This window comes from Rhodoblastus sp. (assembly GCF_052145335.1).
GTDB lineage: Bacteria > Pseudomonadota > Alphaproteobacteria > Rhizobiales > Beijerinckiaceae > Rhodoblastus.
This window is the reverse complement of the sequence record NZ_JBKQOU010000196.1, coordinates 1-22,879: the sequence shown is the minus strand read 5'-3', so window position 1 is coordinate 22,879 and position 22,879 is coordinate 1. Positions and strand designations below refer to the sequence as shown.

Annotated in this window: 20 protein-coding genes; 6 read left to right on the top strand and 14 right to left on the bottom strand. The window is 63.1% G+C overall.

Translation table 11 applies throughout. The features are described from left to right. Positions 1-121: 121 nt before the first annotated feature. The 6 genes from ligA to ACLP2E_RS12390 all read right to left on the bottom strand — a co-directional run bounded on the left by ligA (position 122) and on the right by ACLP2E_RS12390 (position 8,096). Positions 122-2,215, bottom strand: a complete 2,094-nt coding sequence (gene ligA / locus ACLP2E_RS12415) for an NAD-dependent DNA ligase LigA (protein ID WP_442466112.1) — start codon at positions 2,213-2,215, stop codon at positions 122-124. Between the two features lie 104 nt (positions 2,216-2,319). Next, positions 2,320-3,186 carry an EcsC family protein gene (locus ACLP2E_RS12410; RefSeq protein WP_442466111.1) on the bottom strand — a complete coding sequence of 289 codons (867 nt, stop codon included), beginning with the start codon at positions 3,184-3,186 and terminating at the stop codon, positions 2,320-2,322. Continuing rightward, entirely contained in the window at positions 3,183-5,312 is a 2,130-nt protein-coding gene (locus ACLP2E_RS12405) for a heavy metal translocating P-type ATPase (protein WP_442466110.1), read from the bottom strand. Before ACLP2E_RS12405 ends, ACLP2E_RS12410 begins: the two co-directional genes overlap by 4 nt. 33 nt (positions 5,313-5,345) lie before the next feature. Next, complete coding sequence (locus ACLP2E_RS12400) at positions 5,346-5,975, bottom strand: HMA2 domain-containing protein (RefSeq protein ID WP_442466109.1); 630 nt, start codon at positions 5,973-5,975, stop codon at positions 5,346-5,348. Next, positions 5,972-6,412 (bottom strand): DUF5132 domain-containing protein, encoded by a 441-nt coding sequence (locus ACLP2E_RS12395; RefSeq protein ID WP_442461418.1) that lies wholly within the window; start codon positions 6,410-6,412, stop codon positions 5,972-5,974. The genes ACLP2E_RS12400 and ACLP2E_RS12395 overlap by 4 nt, the downstream gene beginning before the upstream one ends. A 124-nt stretch (positions 6,413-6,536) precedes the next feature. Beyond that, positions 6,537-8,096 (bottom strand): glycosyltransferase family 39 protein, encoded by a 1,560-nt coding sequence (locus tag ACLP2E_RS12390; RefSeq protein WP_442466108.1) that lies wholly within the window; start codon positions 8,094-8,096, stop codon positions 6,537-6,539. Positions 8,097-8,220: 124 nt separating this feature from the next. On the opposite strand from ACLP2E_RS12390, the gene ACLP2E_RS12385 reads away from it, so the two are divergent. Beyond that, positions 8,221-9,336 (top strand): glycosyltransferase family 2 protein, encoded by a 1,116-nt coding sequence (locus ACLP2E_RS12385; RefSeq protein ID WP_442461416.1) that lies wholly within the window; start codon positions 8,221-8,223, stop codon positions 9,334-9,336. 26 nt (positions 9,337-9,362) lie between these two features. Here the strand turns inward: ACLP2E_RS12385 and ACLP2E_RS12380 are convergent, their stop codons facing one another. Together ACLP2E_RS12380 and ACLP2E_RS12375 are read right to left on the bottom strand one after the other, a co-directional pair. Continuing rightward, entirely contained in the window at positions 9,363-10,679 is a 1,317-nt protein-coding gene (locus ACLP2E_RS12380) for a DUF3422 family protein (RefSeq protein WP_442466107.1), read from the bottom strand. A 99-nt stretch (positions 10,680-10,778) separates the two neighbouring features. Then, positions 10,779-11,267: a nucleoside deaminase gene (locus ACLP2E_RS12375; RefSeq protein ID WP_442461414.1), complete on the bottom strand. Its 489-nt coding sequence runs from the start codon at positions 11,265-11,267 to the stop codon at positions 10,779-10,781. Positions 11,268-11,308: 41 nt separating this feature from the next. Here ACLP2E_RS12375 and ACLP2E_RS12370 point away from each other — a divergent pair, with 41 nt between their 5' ends. The 5 genes from ACLP2E_RS12370 (at position 11,309) to ACLP2E_RS12350 (ending at position 18,115) form a co-directional block, all read left to right on the top strand. Next, entirely contained in the window at positions 11,309-12,874 is a 1,566-nt protein-coding gene (locus tag ACLP2E_RS12370) for a pseudouridine synthase (protein ID WP_442466106.1), read from the top strand. Between the two features lie 3 nt (positions 12,875-12,877). Further along, on the top strand, positions 12,878-13,447 hold the full coding sequence (rsmD, locus tag ACLP2E_RS12365) for a 16S rRNA (guanine(966)-N(2))-methyltransferase RsmD (RefSeq protein ID WP_442461412.1): 570 nt from the start codon (positions 12,878-12,880) through the stop codon (positions 13,445-13,447). Positions 13,448-13,657: 210 nt separating this feature from the next. Then, positions 13,658-15,418 (top strand): acetolactate synthase 3 large subunit, encoded by a 1,761-nt coding sequence (locus ACLP2E_RS12360; protein ID WP_442466105.1) that lies wholly within the window; start codon positions 13,658-13,660, stop codon positions 15,416-15,418. A 66-nt stretch (positions 15,419-15,484) separates the two neighbouring features. Further along, positions 15,485-16,045: an acetolactate synthase small subunit gene (gene ilvN, locus ACLP2E_RS12355; protein ID WP_442466104.1), complete on the top strand. Its 561-nt coding sequence runs from the start codon at positions 15,485-15,487 to the stop codon at positions 16,043-16,045. Then, positions 16,046-18,115, top strand: a complete 2,070-nt coding sequence (locus tag ACLP2E_RS12350) for an acyltransferase family protein (RefSeq protein WP_442466103.1) — start codon at positions 16,046-16,048, stop codon at positions 18,113-18,115. It abuts the gene before it with no gap. 77 nt (positions 18,116-18,192) lie between these two features. On the opposite strand, the gene ACLP2E_RS12345 is transcribed toward ACLP2E_RS12350, so the two are convergent. The 6 genes from ACLP2E_RS12345 to ACLP2E_RS12320 form a co-directional block, all read right to left on the bottom strand. After that, entirely contained in the window at positions 18,193-18,567 is a 375-nt protein-coding gene (locus ACLP2E_RS12345) for a hypothetical protein (RefSeq protein ID WP_442461408.1), read from the bottom strand. A gap of 267 nt (positions 18,568-18,834) precedes the next feature. Beyond that, positions 18,835-19,911 (bottom strand): polyphosphate kinase 2, encoded by a 1,077-nt coding sequence (gene ppk2, locus ACLP2E_RS12340; RefSeq protein ID WP_442466102.1) that lies wholly within the window; start codon positions 19,909-19,911, stop codon positions 18,835-18,837. 106 nt (positions 19,912-20,017) lie between these two features. Next, a complete protein-coding gene (cimA, locus tag ACLP2E_RS12335) occupies positions 20,018-21,607 on the bottom strand; it encodes a citramalate synthase (protein WP_442466101.1) in 1,590 nt (529 codons plus the stop codon). Next, positions 21,604-22,107, bottom strand: coding sequence for a GNAT family N-acetyltransferase (locus tag ACLP2E_RS12330; protein WP_442461202.1), 504 nt, complete (start codon positions 22,105-22,107; stop codon positions 21,604-21,606). Before ACLP2E_RS12330 ends, cimA begins: the two co-directional genes overlap by 4 nt. Next, positions 22,107-22,253: a hypothetical protein gene (locus ACLP2E_RS12325; protein WP_442461203.1), complete on the bottom strand. Its 147-nt coding sequence runs from the start codon at positions 22,251-22,253 to the stop codon at positions 22,107-22,109. The genes ACLP2E_RS12330 and ACLP2E_RS12325 overlap by 1 nt, the downstream gene beginning before the upstream one ends. Further along, positions 22,250-22,879 (bottom strand): DALR domain-containing protein (locus ACLP2E_RS12320; protein WP_442466100.1); only part of this gene is annotated, 630 nt, incomplete at its 5' end. The genes ACLP2E_RS12320 and ACLP2E_RS12325, both read right to left, overlap by 4 nt.

Genomic DNA, 22,879 nt, shown 5'->3' with positions numbered 1-22,879 from the left:
GGTGGGGAGGCCGCCAAAACAGCGGCGGCGGAAACAAAAATAAACTTCATGACAATCCCCTACGGAACTCCCGCAAGGTAAATGTATATGGTTAAGGAACGGTTCAGCTTCCGCTCGGCGGCTACGTCCCTGCCCCGCCGACCAGCGCCAGCCAGGCGTCTTCGTCGATGGTCTCGACGCCGAGCTCGCGCGCCTTGGCGAGTTTCGAACCGGCGTCGGCGCCGGCGATCAGGAGATCGGTCTTTTTCGATATCGAGCCGGCCACCTTGGCGCCCAGTCTTTCCGCCATGGCCTTGGCTTCTTCGCGGGTCATCTTCAGCAGCGCGCCGGTGAAAACCACCGTCTTTCCCGCCACCGGGCTGTCGCTCTTGACCGCTTCCATCGGCACGATGCGCACCTGCGCCAAAAGCGCGTCGAGCGCCTTCTCATTGTGTTCTTCGAGAAAGAAATCGGCGACGGCCTCGGCGACGACATCGCCGACCCCGTCAATGTCATTGATCCGCTGGCGCGCCTCGCTTCCAGGCGTGGCGTGGTGGGCCGTCTCGCGCAGAGACTCGAACGTCTCGAAAGAGCGCGCCAGCCTGATCGCATTGGTCTCGCCGATATGGCGGATGCCGAGTGCGAAAATGAATCGGTTCAGCGCAATCTCCCGTCGCGCCTCGATGGCGGCGAATAGCTTTTGGGTCGAGACTTTGCCGAAACCCTCGAAATTCTCGATTTTTGTCAGGCTGGTCCGGTCGCGTTGCTGCAAGGTGAAAATATCGGCGGCCGTCTTGATCAGCCCCTTCTCATAGAAAAAGGCGATCTGCCTGTCGCCGAGCCCCTCGATATCAAAAGCGTTGCGCGAGCAGAAGTGGCGCAGCCGCTCCACCGCCTGGGCGGCGCAAACGAGGGTCCCGGTGCAGCGGCGCACAACATCGGCCTGTCCGGTCCTGGGGTCGATTTCGCGCAGGGCCGCCGAGCCGCAGACCGGACAGGTTTCCGGCATTTTGTAAGGTTTTGCGCTGGCCGGACGCTTTTCCAGCACCACGCCGAGAATTTGCGGAATGACGTCGCCGGCGCGCTGCACGATCACCGTGTCGCCGACGCGAACGTCCTTTCGCGCGATTTCGTCCTCATTGTGCAAAGTGGCGTTGGACACCACCACGCCGCCGACCGTGACCGGGTCCAGCCGCGCCACCGGCGTCAAAGCTCCGGTGCGACCGACATTGATTTCTATGTCTCGCACGACGCTGGTGGCCTTTTCGGCGGGGAATTTATGCGCCGTCGCCCAGCGCGGCGCGCGCGAGACAAAGCCCAGCCGTTGCTGCAGCGCGAGACTGTTGACCTTGTAGACGACGCCATCGATGTCATAGCCGAGCGAGGCGCGGCGGCTCTCGATGTCGCGGAAATGCGCCAGCATTTGCTCAGCCGTATCGCAAAGTATTGTCAGGGGATTGACGATAAACCCATAAGAGCGGAAAGCCTGCATCATGCTCAATTGCGTATCGGCCGGCATTCGCGAAATTTCGCCCCAGGCATAGGCAAAGAATTTCAACGGCCTTTTCGCCGTCACCGCCGGATCGAGCTGGCGCAAGGAGCCGGCCGCCGCATTGCGCGGATTGGCGAAGAGGGGCTTGCCCTGCGCCGCCTGCCTTTCGTTCAGGGCGGCAAAATCCTGCAGCGACATATAGACTTCGCCGCGCGCCTCAAAAATATCCGGCGGCGAACCGATGAGCTTTTTGGGAATGTCGCCGATGGTGCGGGCGTTGGCGGTGACATCCTCGCCTTCAAAGCCGTCGCCACGGGTCGCGGCGCTGACGAGAAGGCCGTTTTCATAGCGCAAAGAGCAGGACAGGCCGTCGATCTTCGGCTCGGCGGTGAACTTGATTTCGGCTTCCGGCGGCATGCCGAGAAAACGCTTTACCCGGGCGACAAATTCGAAAAGCTCGTCGTCGGCAAAAATATTGCCCAGCGACAGCATCGGGACGGCATGGGTGATCTTGGCGAATTTTTCCGCCGGCGCCGCGCCGACTTTCTTGCTCAGCGAGCTTTCGTCGGCGAGTTGCGGAAATTGCGCTTCCAGAGTCGCGTAGCGGCGCCGCAGGGCGTCGTAATCCGCGTCCGAGATTTTCGGTGCGTCTTCCTGATAATAGGCTCGGTCGTGCGCGGCGATCGCCTCGCCGAGCCTGAAGTGTTCTTCGCGCGCCTGCGCCAGGGAATCCTTTTGCGTCATGACGGAAAGCTAGCGGAAAGTTTTTGGTTAGGCGACGTCGTTTTCCGTAAACGACGCAGCGCGAATTTCGGTTTCCCGAAACGCCGCTCGCATTGACGCCGCGGCTAGGCCTTGCCCTTGTTCGCCAGCAAGCGCCGCTCGACGCTGAGGCGCGCGTAGTTGTGGCGAATGAACTCCTCGCCATAGATCCGCTCCAGCCGGCGGATGGTGAAATGGCTCCAGGCGATTCCATTGAAGTGATTGGCGAAAATCACATTGAGCGAAGCGCCGCCGATGGCCCCGATCAGCGGCGCGGCGCTGGCGGCGGCGCGTTCCCAGACGGTTGCGGAAAAGCGCGCCGTCACTTCGCCCGCAAAGGCTGCTGTCGCCGGCGCCGCAGCCGCGGTTGTCGCGGCCGGCGCTGCCGCCGCCGCGACGCCGCGCTCGAGCAAGGCATTGGAGACTTGGCCCGCCAACTTGCCGAGCAGCGCGCGCGAGGCGTAATAGCCTATCTCCACCTCGCCCTTGCCGCCGGCATAGCCGCCGAAAGCGAAAACCTCGACGCAGGCCAGCCGCGCCTCCATGGTGGACAAGTCCTCGCCCATATGCCGCGCGATGGCGGCGATGGAGCGCAGCATCAGCAAAGTCGTCACCGGCAATTCCACCGGCAGGCCGGCGAAACCCGCCAATCCCGACAGACCGCCGGTAATTCCGGTGAAAGCCGCCGTCAGGCGTGGCATGGGCTTCTTGCGGTCGTCCGGGTCGAGCGATTTGATCGCCAGATCGAGGCTTTTAAGTATCGCCTTTTCGATCGCGCGGTTCAGAACGGCCGCCGCAGGCCCCGGCAGGCTGGAGAACAGTTTTTGGGCCGGCTGGCCGGCATGTTTGCCGATTTTCGCCGCCAGCCCCTCGAATTCCAGCCGCTCCACCGCGCGGAAAAGCGCTTTCTCGTGCGCCGGGGCGAGAGTTCTCGCTGGCGCCCGGCGGATCATCTGATCCGGATCAGCGGACGCAGGCCGTTGATGCTGGCGAGAATGGCCGATCCATTGGAAATCAGCGCGGTGACGGAGGGACTGATCAACCCGCCCGGCAGAGCCAGGGCCAGAGCCACGGTGTTCATGCCGATGACGACGCCGTAATTCTGCTTGATCAGGCCCATGGCGCCGCGCGAAATCTCGACCGCCTCGACCAGCTTCCAGAGGCTGTCCTCCATCAGCACGACGTCGGCGGACTCCTGGGTGACTTCGGCGCCATATTTCATCGCCACGCCGACGTCGGCGAAGCTCAAAGCCGGAGAATCGTTGATGCCGTCGCCGACCATGGCGACGACCTTGCCTTCTCTTTGCAGCGCCTGGATCGCCTCGGCCTTGTCGGCTGGCAGCATGTCGGCGAAATGTCCGGTCAGGCCGAGACGCTGGCTCACCGCGCGGGCGACGACGCCATTGTCTCCGGTGAGCATGATGGCGTTCTTCACGCCGGAAGCGCGCAGTCGGGCGATAACCTCGCGGCTTTCAGGACGAATCTGGTCGGCATAGGGAATGAGGCCGGCCAGTTTGCCGTCGGTCGCCACATAGAGGCAGGAGTAGCCCTGCTCCTCGAGGTCCGCGCGGTCGCCGGCGGCGAGGCGGAAATCGATGCCGCTTTCGCGGAAGAACCGCTCATTGCCGACATGCAGGTAATGGCCGTCGACCTGTCCTTCGACGCCGCGTCCCAGATGATAGACCGGCTCGTCGCACAGCGGCGTCACCACGCCGATTTCGTGCGCACGGTCGCGCAGCGCGTCGGCGACCGGATGGCGCAGCCGGCTTTCCGCCGCCGCCGCTAGTCCGAGAAGGCGGCGTCCGTCGATATGTTTCTGATAGGGCAGGACGTCGCTGACGGCGGGCGAGCCTTCGGTCAGCGTGCCGGTCTTGTCGAAGACGATGGTGTCGACTTCGGCCAGACGCTCCATGTGGCGTCCGCTCTTGATGATGATGCCGGAACGCGCGGCGCGCGTCATCGAGGACAACACCGCCGTGGGCGCCGCGACGCGGATGCCGGTGCCGTAATCGACGATGACCAGCGACAGGAAACGGTTGGCGTCGAACGTCAGCGCCGCCGTCGCGGAGGCCAGGCCCAAGGTCGGCATCACCAGCTTGTCGGCGAGTTTTTCGGCGTGATTCTGCATGCGCGTGTCGCCGACCGGCGCGGAATCGATCAGCCGCACGATCTGGCCCGCCGTGGTGTCGGCGCCGACGCGGGTGGCGCGGATCGTCAACTGGCCCTCGCGCAGAACCGTGGCGGCGAAGGCGGCCTCGCCGACGCCGCGATTGACCGGCAGGCCTTCGCCGGTGATGGTTTTCTGGTCGATCAGCGCGAAGCCTTCGAGAATTTCGCCATCGACCGGAATCATCTCGCCGGGATAGACGATGACGCGATCCTCGACCTCAAGTTCGCGCGCCAGCACCGAGACGATTTCGTCGTCGCGCAAAACCCAGGCGCGCTTGTTCTCGAATTCCAGCAATTCGCCGATGGCGCGTTTCGAGCCGGCCGCCGTCAGGTCGCGGATCCAGTCGCCGAGCTTGATGAGCCAGACCACCAGCGCGCCCGCCACCTGATTATGGTGGGTCAGCGAGGCGCCGACGGCCAGTGTGTCGAGGAAGTCGATATTGAGGCGGCGTTCGCGCCGCAACACCCGCCAGGCGCGCAAAGCGATCGGATAGGCGTTCCACAGCATCAGCGGAACATTGAGCGCCAGCATCGTCGGATTGCCGGTCATGGCCAAGCCGACAGACAGGGTCGGCAGGCCCAGGGGAATGCGTTTGCGCTGCTGCTCCTCGGCGAGAAGCTCGGGCGCCGGATGGACGGGGGCCTCGGCCGGCGCCATGGCGAGCAGAAGGCGCAGGTCGTCGAACGTCATCAGCCGCAGGCGGCCGATCAACAGGCGCAGGGTCGGCTCCATGGCCGGATCGAAAGTGACGACGATGCTGGCGCAGTTGTAATTGATCCGGGCGCGCGACACGCCGGACTGGGCGCGAATGAAGGCCAGAGCCTGTTCCGCCAGACTTCTGTTGGCGCAAAGTTTATGCGCGGCGAGGCGAACGCGTCCACGCATAAAATGACGTATCGCAATTTCCATGCGCCGGACGATCCCTACTTTATCGAAACCAGGTCAGGCCGCAGCCCCTGCAAGGACGGCCCTGTTGGCCTCGTGCATCGTCTGATGTTGATGCAGTTGGACCATATGGTTGATGGAGAACACCACCAGCACCAGCCAGACCGGGGTCGCAGTGTGCAATCCCACCCCGGCGATGGTGCCGACGATGAGACCCGCCGCGAGCAGGATTTTCAAATCGACGTAATTATTCGTATGCTTCTTGATCGCCTGGTCGAACCGGGTGAAGAAATCGACGATCACCTTGGCGGTGTGCGAATGCTGCGCCAGGAACTCGGCCTCTTTCTCGATGAATTCGGTGACCTCGTCGATTTCGCTGTCCAGCGGACTGTACCCGCCCGCCCGTTCCTCCACATGCTGGTGGACGTCCATCGGGCGATCCGGGTTGTATTTCAGCAGCAGGCTGCCGGTGGTCGCGTTCACCGACACGCTTTCCACCCCCGCCACGCCCACGAAGGACTGGGCGATGACCCGCAAGGCTTCGGGATCGCCCTTGGCCGAGGGGATCTTCATCCGCACCCGGCCCGGCGTGTGGTGCGCGACATGCAGTTTATGGCGCGCGGGCGACTTCTTGGCCGCCGGAGCCAATGGCAGGTCGGCGGCATCCTTGCCATTTGTCGAACTCATTGCAGTGGCGCGCCCGTTTCCTTGACCGAAGCGGCGGTTTTGCCCTCCGCGTCCACTTCGGCGACGATGTCCTGCACGTGCTCGTGCGTTTCGGCGACGAGCTCGCGGGTCTTCTGGCCGACGCGATAGAGGCCGCGCACCGTCGATTTGAACATCGGGCCGAGAGCCGCGCCGAGTTTCGGCGCCAGCTGAGGAGCGGCCATGGCGGCGACGCCGAGGATCACACCGGGCAAAAGCGCCACTTCGACCAGCGCGACGCCAATGCCGACGACGCCGACCGCCGCGACGGTGGCGACGAGATTGGACTCGTCAGAAGATTCTTCCGGGCTGGCTTCCGCCTCGCCGTCCACAGCCGGCTCCAGATGCAACTCGTGCTCCACCTCGACAGCGGCATGCGATACCTCATCGAGGTCTTTCTTCGCGGGAGACTTGACCATTTGGATTTCCCCAAAACTCGACCGACGCAAATTTTTGACGCGCGACCGCAATGACCGGGCAAACAGGCCGGTTGCGGCAGTTTCGGAAGTTAGTGTGACACTTGTATTACATACAGGTAGGTCGTTAACGACCGTCCGCATTCGCCCTGTCTTTATCCCGAAGCGAAAACTCCCGCGCCGGATGGTGAAAATTCGTCGCGCGAAAAATTTGCAGAACGATCGCCGGCTGGCCGCCCTGCTTGATGTCGACCGGCGCAACCTGCTCGATCGAATCGAAAAACCCGCCGAAGCGCGCCCGCGCCTCGTCAATCGTCAGTTTAGGCGCGGCGATCAGCGCGTCCTGGCCGATGAAATCCTGCGGATCGCGGATCAGGCCGAAAGCGTGCGGTTCGGCGCAAAGACAAAGCACGGGCACGGCGCCGTGCAGGGCGTAATCGAGTTTTCCGGCGTCCAGCCAGCGCGTCGCGGCGATGAAAGTCTTCGGCTGGTCCCAGTCGCGCGCAGCAAGAGCGCGCGGAAAATCATCCCAGTCGAGCATTTCGAACAGGGGATAGCGTGAGCCCGAAAGGGCTGCGAGCGGCAGATGCGGCAAAGCGGAGACCAAGCCGACGCCGACGACCATGAAGGCGCTCGCGGCGATCAGGCCCCGGCGCAACAAAGGCGCGCCCTGCTCCAGCCTGACGGCGATCTCCCGTCCGAGAAGCGGAAACAGCATCAAATAGCCCGGCGCGACCCAATGCGGCAGCACGCGCTTGCTTGACCAGAAGGCGACCAGCGTGAACAGCAGGATCGGCGCGGCGGCGAGGCAGGCGAGGAAAAAATCCTTCTCCCGCGCCGGCCCTTTCCATAACGAGCGCACGAACAGCGCGAGCAGCGGAATGAAAATCCACGGCGCCAGAAACAGGGATTGCAGGCCGATCAAGGCCAGGGGCGCTACAAATGAGAAATGCGGCGCGCCGGAGCGTCCGCCTTGGAACAGGAACGACACCCAGTGATTCTGGGCGTTCCAAATCACAACCGGCGAGAAGATCAGCAAGGCGATCAGGCCCGCCGCATAGGGCCAGGGCGTCGCCAGCCAGAAACGCTGGCGGGGGCTGGCGATGACGAACAGGGCGGCGCCGGCAAAAACAAACACGCCGTGATATTTCGACAACATGGCCAGACCGGCGCAAACGCCCGCCGCCAGCCACCAGGCGCGCCGCGCGCCCGGTTCGAAGAAAACCCGTGAAAGAGCGTAGGCGCAGCCGAGCATGGCCGGCAGCAACGGCGCGTCGGGCAGGATCCAGGAGGCGTCGGTCAGGCCGAGCACCGGCGACAGGTTCAGCGCCAGAGTCGCGTAAAAGCCGGCTTGCGCCCCGAACAGGCGCCGCGTCAGCACGAACATCAGCCAGGAGGTCAAGACGAACAGCAAAAGGAAAGGGGCGCGCAGCGCAAGCGGGCTTTCGCCAAACAACGAGGCGGCGAAATGGGTCAGCCACCAAGCCGCCGGCGGATGATCGAAGGTGCTGAGACTCAAGACGCGGGCGGTGGCGACCGTGTAGGATTCATCGACGCCAAGGCCAATGGCCGCCGCGAAAACAATTCTTAAGGCTAAGGCGCCTAGGATCAGCGCGAGGGTTTTTTGCTCCGGCGAGAGGCGAAACGCCGATCGCTGTCGATTGCCGTGTAATGGAAGTGTGTCCATGCAAGCGCCTGAATCTCAACATGCCTTCGTTCGGAGAGAGCCTGGAGGCGCCGCCGATCGCGATCGTCTCCTGCAAGCCGCTCAACGGCTGGCTGGACTGTCCGACGCAATGCAGCTAGCAGGAATGGAGACTGAAAAGAAAGCCCCGCCCTTGTCCGCCGAACTGACGCTTGTCATTCCCACCTTCAACGAAAGAGGCAATCTGCGCGAATTGATTCGGCGGGTTGACGCCGCCTTGACGGGCGTCGATTGGGAAATGATCGTCGTGGACGACAACAGCCCGGACGGCACTTCGGCTTTGGCCAAGAAAATTTCGCACGACGACCCGAGAATCCGCTGCCTGCGCCGCGTCAACCGTCGCGGTCTGGCGGGCGCCTGTATCGAGGGAATGCTCGCCTCCTCCGCGCCGGTGGTCGCGGTGATGGACGCCGATTTGCAGCATGACGAAGCGATCCTGCCGAAAATGCTGCAGAAATTGCGCGCGGGATGCGATCTCGTGGTCGGCAGCCGCCATGTCGAAGGCGGCTCGGCGGAGGACGGCTTCTCCGCCCGTCGCGCCGCGATGAGCCGCTTCGCTCATAGATTGGCGAAAAGAGCGTTGAACGCCGATTTTTCCGACCTGATGAGCGGTTTCTTCATGCTGCGGCGGGAGATCGTCGAGGATTGTGCGCCGCATCTCACCTCTTCCGGCTTCAAAATACTTGCGGATATTGTCGCTTCGGCGCAAAAACCGCTGAAGATTGAAGAGGTCGGCTATATGTTTCGTGAAAGACTGGAGGGCGAATCGAAATTCGACATCAAGGTCGGTCTCGATTTTCTCGGACTCATGCTGAACAAGGCGAGCGGCGGGCGCATTCCAGTGCGTTTCATCTTTTTCGCCCTGGTCGGCGCGACCGGCGTCGCCATCCATCTGGCGACGGTGCATTTGGCGCTGCTCGTTCCTGGCGTGAGTTTCACCCTGGCGCAGAGCGTCGCCGTCGCCGTCGCCATGACCAGCAATTTCTTCATCAACAACGTCATCACCTATCGCGACGCCCAGTTGAAGGGTTTGGGTCCGATCCTGCGCGGCATTTTGTATTTCTATGCCGTTTGCGCCTTCGGCGCGGTGGCCAATGTCGGCGTCGCCACCTGGCTCTATAATCTCTATCCGGTGGTTTCGATCTCGGCTCTGGCCGGCGTCATCATGGGCTCGGTGTGGAATTTCACCCTCAGCTCGCTGTTTGTCTGGCGCAACGACTGAGGGGCCGTCGAAAGACGGTTATGGAATCACTCCTCCCCGCCGTGTTTCTTGCGGATTCGCCGCACCGTCCACCAGACGAAAACCGCGACGAAGGGGATGACGATGGCGGTGGCGATGGTCGGGTCAATCTCCAGACCTGCTTTTTCCGCGCCTTCGAACAGGTGGTTCAGCACGCTCGAAATATAATAGGTAATGGCGGCGACCGAGAGCCCTTCCACCGTCTGCTGCAGGCGCAGTTGCAGGTGCATGCGCTCGCCCATCTGCCGCAGCAGCGCGCCGTTCTGCGCCTCCACTTCGGTATCGACGCGGGTGCGCAGCAATTGTGCGGCGCGCGTCAGCTTGCGCGACAGGTCGGCCTGCCGCGCTTCGGTATTGACGCAGGTTTGAATCGCCGGATTAAGCCGCCGGGTCAAGAAGGCGGTCCAACTCGGGTAATCCTGCAAGGACTTCTCGCCAATGCCTTTCAGCCGCGACTGCACCAGATCGTCATAGGCGCGGGTGGCGCCGAAGCGAAACAAGCTCGCGGCCGCGCCGGTTTCCAGTTCGGCGGCGAGTTCGGACAATTCGTCGAGCAGCTTGCGATTGCCCTCCACCCCTTGCGCCTCGGTCAGGGCTTCGAGAATGCTCGGCAATTCCTGCTCGATGCGGCGGATCGAGGGCGCGAGCCTCTGAGCTTCCGGCAGGCCCATCAGGGCCAGGGTGCGATAGGTCTCGATCTCCAGCGCCCGTTGCGCCAGTCCGCCGGCGGCGACCGCGGGCATCGAGCGGTTGGCGATGAATATCCGCACGAAGCCGAAGGAATCGGGCGCGAAATCGCTGGCGATCAGGGCGCGGCCGTCGAAAACCTCGGCGACCGCCATTTGCAGCGGCCCGAAAATCTTAGCCAGGGCGGGGGCGTCGGCGTCGCCGTCGACCATGTGGAGATCGGCGGCCACGAGCAAGGGGCCGGCCTGCGGCAGCATCTGCAATTTTTGCATCAGGGAGGCGGGAGACGGGCTGAAAGGCGATGCATCTTCGGCCAAGGCCTCCCCCTGACCGAACACCCAGCTATGGGTGATGAATTCGCCGTGCCGCTCCCACAGCAGCACCGCTTCGGTAAATTCCAGCCGGAACTGCCGCGCTTGCGCGTCCGGGCCCGAAAGACCGCGCTCGATGCAGGCCTTGTCCAGGGCGAGACGGTCGGCTTCCGCCTGGGCCGGATCGACCAGGAAAGCCAGATGCAGGATGCGCGCTGGACTTTCCAGCGGGCGCAGCGGCCGGGCGTGCAATTCGCCCAATATGCGGGCGCGCAAGGGATGCTGCTCGAAAGAGGAAGCCCCCGAAATTTGACCCGCATCCGTCATTATTGCTCCTTCAAAATCCATTCCTGCGTCGCGCCGCGGCGATAGTGCATGAAATTGCGGTCAAGAATATGCGACTTGAGCGCCCCCCTCGGCTGGCGCTTACCTTCGCGCCTTGAAAAAATCGCGTAAAAGTTCGCCCGCCTCGCTGGCGCGGATGCCGCCATAGATTTCCGGGCGATGATGGCAGGTTTTCTGGGAAAAAAAGCGCGGGCCGTTTTCCACCGCCCCGCCCTTTTCGTCCTCGGCGGCGAAATAGAGCCGGCGCAGGCGGGCGAAGGAAATGGCGCCGGCGCACATGGCGCAGGGCTCCAGCGTCACATAAAGATCGCAGCCGGTGAGGCGCTCGTCGCCAAGTCGCCATGCGGCGGCGCGGATAACCAGCATTTCCGCATGCGCCGTCGGATCATGGTCGGCAACGGTGCGATTGCCGGCGCTGGCGACGATTTCGCCGTCACGGACGATGGCCGCGCCGATCGGCGCCTCGCCGCGAGAAAAAGCCGCCCTCGCTTCGGCGAAGGCCCGGTCCCAAGGGTCGAAGATCGTATCGAGGATCGGATCGCGCGCCGTCAAACCATGGGCCTTTCGCAAAAAGTTTTCCAAGCAACCCCCGCCTCTGCTATCAGACGCAAATGGACAACGACAACAGCAAAAATCCCGGAATTTCGCGCGCGCCGCAAGCCGGCAAGCGGCCGCCCCGAAAGGCGCCGGCAAAAGCGCCTGAAGAAAAGCAGCATGAGGGCGACCGCATCGCCAAGGTGATGGCGCGCGTCGGCCTGTGCTCGCGCCGCGACGCCGAAACCTGGATCGAACAGGGCCGCGTCGCGGTCAATGGCGAGGTTCTGACCAGCGCCGCGAAAAATGTGACGGCGGAAGACTGCATCACCGTGGACGGCAAGCCGCTCGCCACCCGCGAGCGCACCCGCCTGTTTCTGTTCCACAAGCCGCGCGGCCTCGTCACCACCGACCGCGACCCGGAAGGCCGGCCCACGGTTTTCGACTATATCGCCGAAAAATTTCCGGCGCTGCCCCGCCTGATGTCGATCGGCCGGCTTGATATCAATACCGAGGGCCTGCTGCTGCTGACCAATGACGGCGGCCTCGCCCGCGTGCTGGAGCTGCCCTCGACCGGCTGGCTGCGCCGCTATCGCGCCCGCGCCAATGGAAGCACCGACCAGACGCGACTCGACACGCTCAGCCGTGGCGTGACCATCGAAGGAATCGATTACGCCGGAGTGGAGGCCAAGCTCGACCGCGTGCAGGGCGCCAATGTCTGGATTTCGCTGGGCCTGCGCGAAGGCAAGAATCGCGAGGTCAAGCGCCTGCTCGAACATTTGGGCCTGGGCGTCAACCGGCTGATCCGCTTGTCCTATGGGCCGTTCCAGCTCGGCGAAATGGCCGACGGCGCCATCGAGGAAGTGAAAACCCGCATCCTCGCCGATCAATTGGGCGAAGCCCTCTCCCGCGAGGCCAATGTCGATTTCGAGGGGCCGGTGATCGACCGCACTCCGGAGCCGGAACCCGAGCGGCGTTATGGGCGCGAGGGCGGCCCGCGCGCCAGGCGGCCAGCGGAGCGAGGCGAAAAAGCGGAAAAGCAGGAAAGAAAATCCTACGCCTCGCAGGAAAAGGCCGAGCCGCGCAAACATGTCTCGGCATTGCGCAGCGACCGCTCCAAGGCGGAAAAAGGCCCGCGCCGCCGCACCGAACGCGACGCCACCGAAGACCGCAACGGCCGGAAGGTCGTGGTCGAGCGGGTGAGCAACGTCCGCGGCGCCGCACCGGCGCCGGTCACGCGCAACGCCCGCCGCTTCCGTGAAGAGCGTGAGAAGCAGGGCGAGCCGAAGGCTTTCGAAAGCGCACGCAAGCGCGAGTCTCGGGTGGAGAGGCCGGCTGGCGAGACCGGCGCGGCCAAGACTTTTCGGCGCGACGCGGCGCCTCGCGGCGAGAGGGCGGAAGGCAGGGGCGAGCGCCCGCGCGGTCCGGGTCGGAGCTTTGGCGACAAGCCCGCAGGCGGCAAGGAGTTTCGTCCACGCGGCGAAGGTCGCGCTTATGGTGACAAGCCCGCGGGCGGCAAGACTTTCAGCCCTCGGAGCGAGGGCCGGCCCTCTGGCGGCGGCAAGAGCCTTGGCGATCGTCCGTCCGGCGGCAAGACCTTCGGCGGCAAGCCTTCCGGTCCGAGAAAACCGCGCGGAAAATAAAAAATGCGCATCGTCGGCGGCCGGCTGAAAGGCCGTGCTCTTCATGGCCCCAAATCAGACGCCATCCGTCCGACTTCCGACCGGTTGCGCGAAACCCTGTTCAATATTCTCGCCCATTCCTACGACGATCCCATACCGGGCGGAAAAGTGATCGACCTTTTCGCCGGCACGGGCGCCTTCGGACTGGAGGCGATTTCGCGCGGCGCGGAATTCTGCCTGCTGGTCGATGACGGCGCGAAGGCCCGCGCCCTGATCCGCGAAAATGTCGAGGCGCTGGGCCTCGGCGGCGTGACCAAAATTTTTCGCCGCGACGCGCGAAAGCTTGGCGAGGCGCCGCCCGGCGCGCCCTATACACTGGCTTTCCTCGACCCGCCCTATGACCGGGGCCTGGCGCAGCCCGCCCTGGCTTCGCTGGCGCGCGGCGGCTGGCTGGCGCCCGACGCGTTGGTGATTGTCGAGGAGGCGGCGGCGTCTTGTTTCGAGCCGGCGCCCGGTTTCGATACGCTTGAGCGTCGCGATTACGGCGAGACCGAAGTGATTTTTTTGCGATTCCAGCCGGCCCCGACGGCTTGACCGGCCCTCAACGCTGGCCTATGAATTTCCCCTCTCTTTCGGGAAGCAGCCACGTGCGGAAGATCCTTATTGTAGATGCAGCGCCACCAGCAGGCCGGGACTGAACCCGGATTTCCTGCCGTTGGCGCTTACCCGGGTCCCGAAAGGGGCCTTTTTTATTGGCCATACATCCTAGTTGAATAAAAGCGCGAAAAGCTCTGGAGCCTGACAATGTCGAAAATGATGACCGGCGCCGAAATGGTGGTGCAAGCCTTGCAGGATCAGGGCGTTACGACTCTTTTCGGCTATCCGGGCGGCGCGGTCCTGCCGATCTATGACGCGCTTTTCCATCAGAACAAAGTTCAGCATGTGCTGGTGCGCCATGAGCAGGGCGCCGCCCATGCGGCGGAAGGCTACGCCCGCTCGACGGGCAAGGTCGGCTGCCTGCTGGTCACTTCCGGCCCCGGCGCCACCAACGCCGTCACCGGCCTCACCGACGCTCTCATGGATTCCATTCCGCTGGTCTGCATCACCGGACAGGTGCCGACCCATTTGATCGGCTCCGATGCTTTTCAGGAAGCCGACACGGTCGGCATCACCCGCCATTGCACCAAGCATAATTATCTGGTGCGGAAAATCGAGGATCTGTCGCGCATCCTGCACGAAGCCTTTTACATCGCGCGCTCGGGGCGGCCCGGCCCGGTGGTGGTCGACATTCCCAAGGACGTTCAATTCGCCACCGGCCTTTATTCGCCGCCGAAGAACATCCAGCACAAGACCTATCAGCCGCGGCTGAAGGCGGAGCTGAGCAAGATCAAGGAAGCCGTGGCGATGATGGCCAAGGCGAAAAAACCGATCCTCTACACCGGCGGCGGCGTCATCAACGCCGGGCCGCTGGCCTCGACTTTGTTGCGCGAACTGGTCGCTCAGACCGGTTTTCCGATCACCTCGACGCTGATGGGACTGGGCGCCTATCCGGCCAGCGGCAAGAACTGGCTCGGCATGCTGGGCATGCACGGGTCCTACGAGGCCAATAACGCCATGCACGATTGCGACCTGATGGTGTGTATCGGCGCGCGTTTCGACGACCGCATCACCGGCAGGCTCGACGCCTTCGCGCCTTATTCGAAAAAGATCCATATCGACATCGACCCGTCCTCGATCAACAAGAACGTGCAAGTCGATCTGCCGATCGTCGGCGATTGCGCCCATGTGCTGGAGGATCTGGTGCGGCTGTGGCGCGCCGAGGGGCATTCGGCGGACAAGAAGGCGCATGACGCCTGGTGGGCGCAGATCGACAAATGGCGCGCCCGCAAAAGCTTCAGCTACAAGAAGTCGGAGACGACCATCAAGCCGCAATATGCGGTCGAGCGCCTCTATGAGCTGACCAAGAAACGCAAGACCTACATCACCACCGAAGTCGGCCAGCACCAGATGTGGGCGGCCCAGCATTATCATTTCGAGGAGCCGAACCGCTGGATGACCTCCGGCGGCCTCGGGACCATGGGCTATGGCCTGCCCGCTGCGATCGGCACGCAGCTCGCCCATCCCGACGCTTTGGTCATCGACATCGCCGGCGAGGCGTCGATCCTGATGAATATTCAGGAGCTTTCGACCGCCGTGCAATTCCGCTGCCCGGTGAAGATCTTCATCCTCAACAACGAATATATGGGGATGGTGCGGCAATGGCAGGAATTGCTGCACGGCGGGCGCTATTCCAGCTCCTATTCCGAGGCTTTGCCCGATTTCGTCAAACTGGCGGAAGCTTATGGCCTGAAAGGCATCCGCTGCTCCGATCCGGCCAAGCTCGACGAGGCGATCCAGGAAATGTTAGACAGCCCGCAGGCGGTCATTTTCGACTGCATGGTGGACAAGGCTGAAAACTGCCTGCCGATGATCCCGTCGGGCAAGGCGCATAACGAAATGATCCTGCCCGACGCCGACGAGGACATCGGCAGCGTCATCGACGACAAGGGCAAGATGCTGGTGTGATTCTTTTCGCGGCGCGACTTATTTGCGCCGCCTTTCCGCTTTTTCACAAATCATCGGACCGCAAACATGAACGCCCAGTCCCCCGCCGCCGCGCTTTCCCCCTATTCCTCTTCCGCCGGTAAGGCGGCGCGCATCGAAACGCATACCTTGTCGGTCCTGGTCGATAACGAACCGGGCGTGCTGGCCCGCGTCGTCGGCCTGTTTTCGGGGCGCGGGTATAATATCGAGAGCCTGACCGTCGCCGAGGTCGCCCATGCGCAGCAGCTTTCGCGCATCACCATCGTCACCACCGGGACGCCGGAAACCATCGAGCAGATTTCGCACCAGCTGGAGCGCATCGTGCCAATCCACAAGGTGACCGACCTGTCGCTGCTCGGCGGCGCAGTGGAGCGCGAACTGGCCATGATCAAAGTGCGCGGCAAGGGCGAAAACCGCACCGAAGCCATGCGCCTCGCCGAGGCGTTTCGCGCCCGCGTCATCGACGCCACGACCGAAAGCTTCATTTTCGAACTGACCGGCGCGCCGAAGAAGATCGACGATTTCGTCGAACTGATGCGCCCAATCGGCCTGGTCGAAGTCTCCCGCACCGGCGTTGCGGCGATTACGCGCGGCCCGGGGGCTATGTAATTGGAAAAGCCTGTTTCGGGGTGGGACGCCGGCGCCTCGGCGCCGAAGCCGCGCGCGCATCATGAATTCCGACCGGACATCAACGGCCTGCGCGCGCTGGCCGTCCTGTCCGTGCTCGCTTTCCACGCCGGACTCCCCGCTCCGGGCGGCTTCGCCGGCGTCGATATATTCTTCGTCATTTCCGGTTTCCTGATTTCCCGGATCATCCTCAGCGAACGCGCGGCGGGCGATTTTTCGCTGTTCGATTTCTACGGCAAGCGCGTCAAACGCATTCTCCCGGCCCTACTGCTGACGCTGACAGCCAGCTGGATCGCCGGCTGGTTTCTATTCAACCCGATGGAATTTCGCCGCCTCGGCGGCCATATCGAAGCGAGCTCCTATTTCTCGGTCAATCTCTGGCTCTACCGGCAGTCCGGCTCGGCAGCCGCCTATTTCGACTGGAAGTCCCGCCTTCTGCCGCTCCTGCATCTCTGGTCGCTGAGCATCGAGGAACAATTCTATCTGGTCTGGCCCGCGCTGCTTCTTGCCCTCTTCAAGCTCCGCCGGCTGCTGACCCCGGCCACCCTCCTGATCTTCCTGGCCTCTCTGGCTTATTGCATCGTCCTGACCGACATCAACTCGACGGCCGCCTTTTACCTGCTGAGCACACGCGCCTGGGAATTGGCGCTCGGGGCGCTCCTGGCGCAACGCGAGGTCTTCTCCGAGCCAGCCCCGCCCTCGCCGCTCGCCGCGAACCTTCTCGCCGGACTAGGTATTTTCCTGATGCTTTTCAGCATCTTCTGGCTACTAAATGAGTTGTCGCCCTGGCCGGGCTATCTGGCGCTGGCGCCGACGCTCGGCTGCGCGCTGGTCATTTCGGCGCCCGGGGCGAGGATCAGCCAGATCCTGCTCGGCAACCGCCTGGCGCAATTTTTCGGCGCGATCTCCTATCCGCTCTATCTCTGGCACTGGCCGCTGCTATCCTTCGCGCACGGTCGTTACGGCAACCAATTGCCGCCCGCCGTGACGGCGTCCCTCCTGGGGATCTCAGTTCTTCTCGCTTATCTGACCTGGCGTTTCGCTGAACGTCCGATCGCGGAAGCCTATCGCAGGAGACCCGCGGCCGTCGCGGCGACGCTTCTGGCGGGACTGGCCCTCGCGGGCGTCGTTGGAAACGTCACGCGTCAGACAGACGGACTTCCGCAGCGTTATCCCCAGGCCGTGCGCGATGTTTACAGCTTCTACGTCCGGGACATGGCGCGCATGACGAGCGACATGGACTGTGTGGACGCCAGCGTCAAACGCAGGGATAGTCTGGAAACAGCGCGAGCAAGGGCAAAATCCTTCTTCGCCGAAAGGAACTGTGCAAAGCCCGCTCATCTGGAAAAGCCGACAATCGCCGTCATCGGTGATTCTCATGCCCTGCATCTCATATTCGGTCTGAAGGACATATATCGCGACCGAGCCAACATTCTGCTTTTTTCCGCCGTCGGTTGTCAGCCGCTGATGGCGAAAGTGGAACGGAGCGAGCCCGATCCGGAAGCGGCGCGTTGTCAGGCGATCAATGAGGAAGTCGCCCGAAACATCGTCGCGCTCCAGCCCGCCGCCATCGTCGTCGGTGGCTATTTCGACCATTTCTATGACGAAGATTCATACTTCCCGCAATTAATGAAGGATTTCGACCTCAATATCGCGGCGCTCCGAGCGGCCGGCGTTCGATCTCCCATTTTCATCATGGGCCAGGTGCCGACCTGGTCGCCCGACATGACGGATCTGGTGGTCGCCGAATTGCTCGCCGGCCGCGCGCCGAGCGAATTCTCGCACGATAGTTTGCAACGCAAGAGCTTCAACACTGAAGCGCGCCTGGCCGCCCATGCCTGGGGCGAAAATGTCCACTACATTTCGCAGTTCGGCAAATTATGTGGAGACCAGGGGTGCCGGCGCTTCGTCGGACCGCGGGTCCCGGACGACATGATTGCCCTGGACTACGGCCATTACACCTCCGCCGGCTCGCTCAATGCGGCGAAAAACATCCTGGCGCCATTTCTCGACCCCATCATCAACGGCGCCAGCCCGCAAAAACCACAATGACGCAGGATTCACGCGGGACGCTTTCGCCAAAGCGTCAAGTGGGGCGTCGCGCCTCGGGGCGATGACGGGCTTGCGAGTTACTTGCCCGAATCGAACATCTTGTTCAGCAGATAACGCTTCGGAAAGGCGCCGTTGCCGTCTTCGTCCTCCTCCTGCGGCGCGCTGCCAGCGACCTGACCGTTGGCCCCAGCGGCTTGGCCGTTGGCCCCAGCGGCTTGGCCGTGGGCGCCAGCGGCCTGCCCATTGGCGGCGGTCTGCCCGTTGGCGCCGCCCGAGGACTGGTCGAGGCCGAGATTTTTTGGACTGAACATCTTGTTGAGCAGGAATTGCTTTGGCGCGGGCTGACCGAAGACCGAATCGTCATCCGCCCGCGCTGGCGCGCCGGCGCAAAGCGCCGTCAGCACGCCGACCGCAAGCATGGCGGCAAACTTGTTTCCTTTGACCAAAACCATATCCAATCTCCGAAATCCTCTCGCCGAAGCTCTGGCGGAGTTTCGCTCCGGTGCAAGGCGAATATGCGGCAATGCGAGCACCCGGACTCAAGCGGCGGCATGCAGCCGTAGCGAGACATACAGCAGAACCGGGACGCCCGCAAAGCGCATAAGCGTTGCGTTTCGCCGGACGTCCTAGAGCCTTTTCCGATCCGATTGAATCGGATCGGGGCTCTAGATTTTTGGTCTTCTTCATGCGAACGGGTATCCACTTCGCTTGAAAACGCTCTAACCGCGCTTCAAATTCGGATGCACGGTCTTGTCGATGATGTGCAGGTCGTGGCCAATGACATGTTCGGTCGAGCCGACGATCAGCGGGTCCGGCGCGCGGACGATCGACAGGTCCTTGTTGGGATAGGGCAGCGACCACAGGAAATGCGTCATGCAATTGAGCCGGGCGCGCTTCTTGTCGTCGGACTTGATGATCGTCCAGGGCGCGTCGGCTGTGTCGGTATAGAAGAACATCGCCTCCTTGGCCTCGGTATATTCGTCCCATTTGCCGAGCGAGGCGAGGTCGATCGGCGACAGTTTCCACTGCTTCAGCGGGTCGACCTTGCGCGCCTCGAAGCGTCGGCGCTGCTCCTCGCGCGACACCGAGAACCAGTATTTGAACAGCCGCACGCCGGAGCGCACCAGCATGCGCTCAACTTCGGGGCACTGGCGCATGAATTCCAGATAATCGGTCGGGCTGCAGAAACCCATCACCCGCTCGACGCCGGCGCGGTTATACCAGGAGCGGTCGAACAGGCAGATCTCGCCGCCCGCCGGCAAATGCGAAATATAGCGCTGGAAATACCATTGCGAGCTTTCGCGCTCGGTCGGCTTCTGCAGCGCTACCACCCGCGCGGTGCGCGGATTCATGTGTTCCATGTAACGCTTGATGGTGCCGCCCTTGCCGGCGGCGTCGCGGCCCTCGAACAGCATGTCGATTCGCTCGCCGGTCAACTCGACCCAGCGCTGCGCCTTGAGCAATTCCTGCTGCAACTTGAGCATATGCTCTTCGTAGGGCGCGGTGCGCAGTCGCGCGGCGTAAGGATATTCGCCCGTCTCGAACACGCGGCGGATCGCCGCCGGATCATGCCGCATCTGCGCCAGATGATGCTGCGGCGTCTCCGCGGTCTCCGCCCTTGCGGCGGCCCTGGCCTTGCGCGCGGTCCCCCTGGACTTGGGGGCAGGTCTCTTGGCGGCAGGATTCTCCGCGACAGGCTTCTCGACGGCCTGTTTGGCCGGCGACGGCGAACTGGCGGCCTTCACCGTCGCGGCATCGGCCGCGATGGCGGCAGGCGCTTCGATCTTCTCGTCCACGCTTGAATCCCTTTTTAGATTTCGGGCGGGCGATGACAGGACTCAGCCCGCGATTTTGTCATCCTACTGCAACAAAGCGGCGCGGACCATGATCGATCGCAAAAGGTCAGGCGCCCTCTTTCAGCAATTTGTAGTCGATGGCGTCGAGCAGCGCCTGGAACGAAGCGTCGATCAGATTGGCCGAGACGCCGACGGTGGACCAGGTCTCGCCCTTGCCGTCGCCGAATTCGACCAGCACGCGGGTCACCGCGTCCGTGCCGCCCTGGAAGACGCGGACGCGGAAATCGAGCAATTCGATATCGTCGATATATTTCTGATACTTGCCCAGGTCCTTGCGCAAGGCGAGATCGAGGGCGTTGACCGGACCGTTGCCCTCCGCCGCCGAGATGAAACTCTGCCCGTCCACATTGACCCGCACCGTCGCCTCGGAAAAAGTCTCCAGCGCGCCCTGCGCATTATGGCGGCGCTCGACGTCGACGCGAAAACGCTCGACCTCAAAATAATTGGGCGCGTGGCCGAGGACGCGGCGGGCCAGCAGTTCGAAACTGGCGTCGGCGCCCTCATAGGCGTAGCCCTGAGCCTCCTTGTCCTTGACCGCCTCCAAAAGCCGCATCACGCGCGGATCGTCCTTGGCCACAGCGACGCCGAGCCGCTCCAGTTCGGCGAGAATATTGGATTTTCCCGCCTGGTCGGACACCAGCACGCGGCGGCTGTTGCCGACGCTTTCCGGCGGCACATGCTCGTAAGTTCGCGGGTCCTTCATCACCGCCGAGGCGTGGATGCCGGCTTTCGTTGCAAAGGCCGAGGCGCCGACATAGGGCGCGTGACGATCCGGCGCGCGATTGAGCAGTTCATCGAGCGTATGGCTGAGCTTGCTCAGGCCGCGCAGGCTTTCCAGGGTCACGCCGATTTCGAATTTCTCGGAAAACTCCGGCTTGAGCAGAAGCGTCGGAATGATCGAGCATAGATTGGCGTTGCCGCATCGCTCGCCGAGCCCGTTCAACGCGCCATGAATCTGCCGGGCGCCGCCGCGCAAGGCGGCGAAGGAATTGGCCACCGCCTGTTCCGTGTCGTTATGGGCGTGAATGCCGAGTTTGGCGCCGGGTACTTTTTTCGTCACCGCGCGGACGATTTCCTCGATCTCATGCGGCAGGCTTCCGCCATTGGTGTCGCACAGCACCACCCAGCGCGCCCCGGCCGCATGGGCCGCTTCCGCGCAAGCGAGGGCGTAATCCGGGTTGTCCTTGAAACCGTCGAAAAAATGCTCGCAATCGACGATGGCCTCGCGCCCCGCGGCGACCGCCGCCTTGACGCTTTCCTCGATGCCTCCGAGATTTTCCTCGAGCGTGCAGCCGAGCGCCACGCGCACCTGATAATCCCAGGCTTTGGCGACATAGACGATGGTGTCGGCGGCGCTGTCGAGCAAAGCGGCGACGCCCGGATCATTGGCGGCGGAGCGCCCCGCCCTCTTGGTCATGCCGAAAGCGGCGAAACGCGCGGCCTTCGTCGGCTTGGCCTTGAAAAATTCGGTGTCGAGCGGATTGGCGCCGGGATAGCCGCCCTCGACATAGTCGATGCCGAGCGCGTCGAGCAGGCGGGCGATCTGTTTCTTGTCGTCGAGCGAAAAATCGACGCCGGTGGTCTGGGCGCCGTCGCGCAAGGTGGTGTCCAGCAAGGTTACGCGTTCGCGGCTCATTGAACCTGTCCCGTTACGGCGGCGAGCTTCCTGGTCATGGTGGTATTGCCCAGAACCTCGTCGCCGAGAAAAACCATGTTGCGTTGCAGAGGCTCGTACCCGCGCAGGGCGAAAAATCCTATCGCGCAATCCGAGACATCGGCCTTGAGAATCATCGCTTTCCGCGCTGCGGCGAGCTTTTCCAGCGCGTCGCAAAGCTGCGTCCCCACGCCTTTTCGCGCTGCATTCGGATGGACGTAGAGCATGTCCACCACGTCCGCGCCCTTGAGGCTGGCGAAGCCGGCGATCTCGCCGGCGCACAGGGCGACGATGGTCAGCGAGCCAGCGATTTTCTGCGCAAAAGCTGGCTCGTCGTCGGCGACGCCGGCCCAGGCGTCGATCTGCGCCTCGCTGTAATCCTCCTGCGCCAGTTCCTCGATGCTGGCGCGAAAAAGCTCGGCCAGCGCCGGAGCATCCGACGGCAAAGCCGGTCGCAGCGAGATTTTTTCCTCAAGCGCCATTACAGCAATCCAAAATATTTCAAGGCGAAGACCGTGACCAAAGCCAGCACGATCACTTTGGCGGCGATATACCACAGCCAATGCGCCGGAAACGGCAGCGACGCGCGCCAGTCTTTTTCCTTGTCGTCGGCGGGCGGAGGCGTCACGAGGAAACCTCCCAATTCGTCACCGGTTCGCCTGTCGCCGGGTCCTTGCCGTCCTTGAGCTTGACGCCCATTTCAAGCAGCAGGTCGCGCAAACGGTCGGACTCCGCGAAGTTGCGCGCTTTCCGCGCCGCAAGCCGCTCGGCCACCAGTTTCTCCACTTTCGCTTCATCGATTTCGACGCCGGCAAGGGCCTTCGGCTCCCATGCCGCCGGATCGTCCTGCAACAGCCCAAGCAGATTCGCCGCGCGTAAAAATTTCTCCGCTTCCGCCTTGCCGGTTGCGGTTTTGGACGGCTCGGCCTTGGCGGCGAGAACGTGCAATTCGGCGATGGCGCGCGCAATATTGAGATCGTCGAGCAGCGCCTCCATGAAATTCTCCCGCAGGGGCGCCTGCGCCGCACTTTCCGCAGTCACGCCCTGCGCGCATAAAACCGCATACCAGCGTTGCAGCGTCTTTTCCGCTTCTTCGAGCGCTTTGACCGTCCAGTCGATCGGCTGGCGGTAATGGCTGCGCAGCATGGCGAAGCGCAGGACCTCGCCCTTCCACGGGCGCCCACCGAACCTGTCGCTGTTCAGCAATTCATGGATGGTGACGAAATTGCCGAGGCTCTTCGACATTTTCTCGCC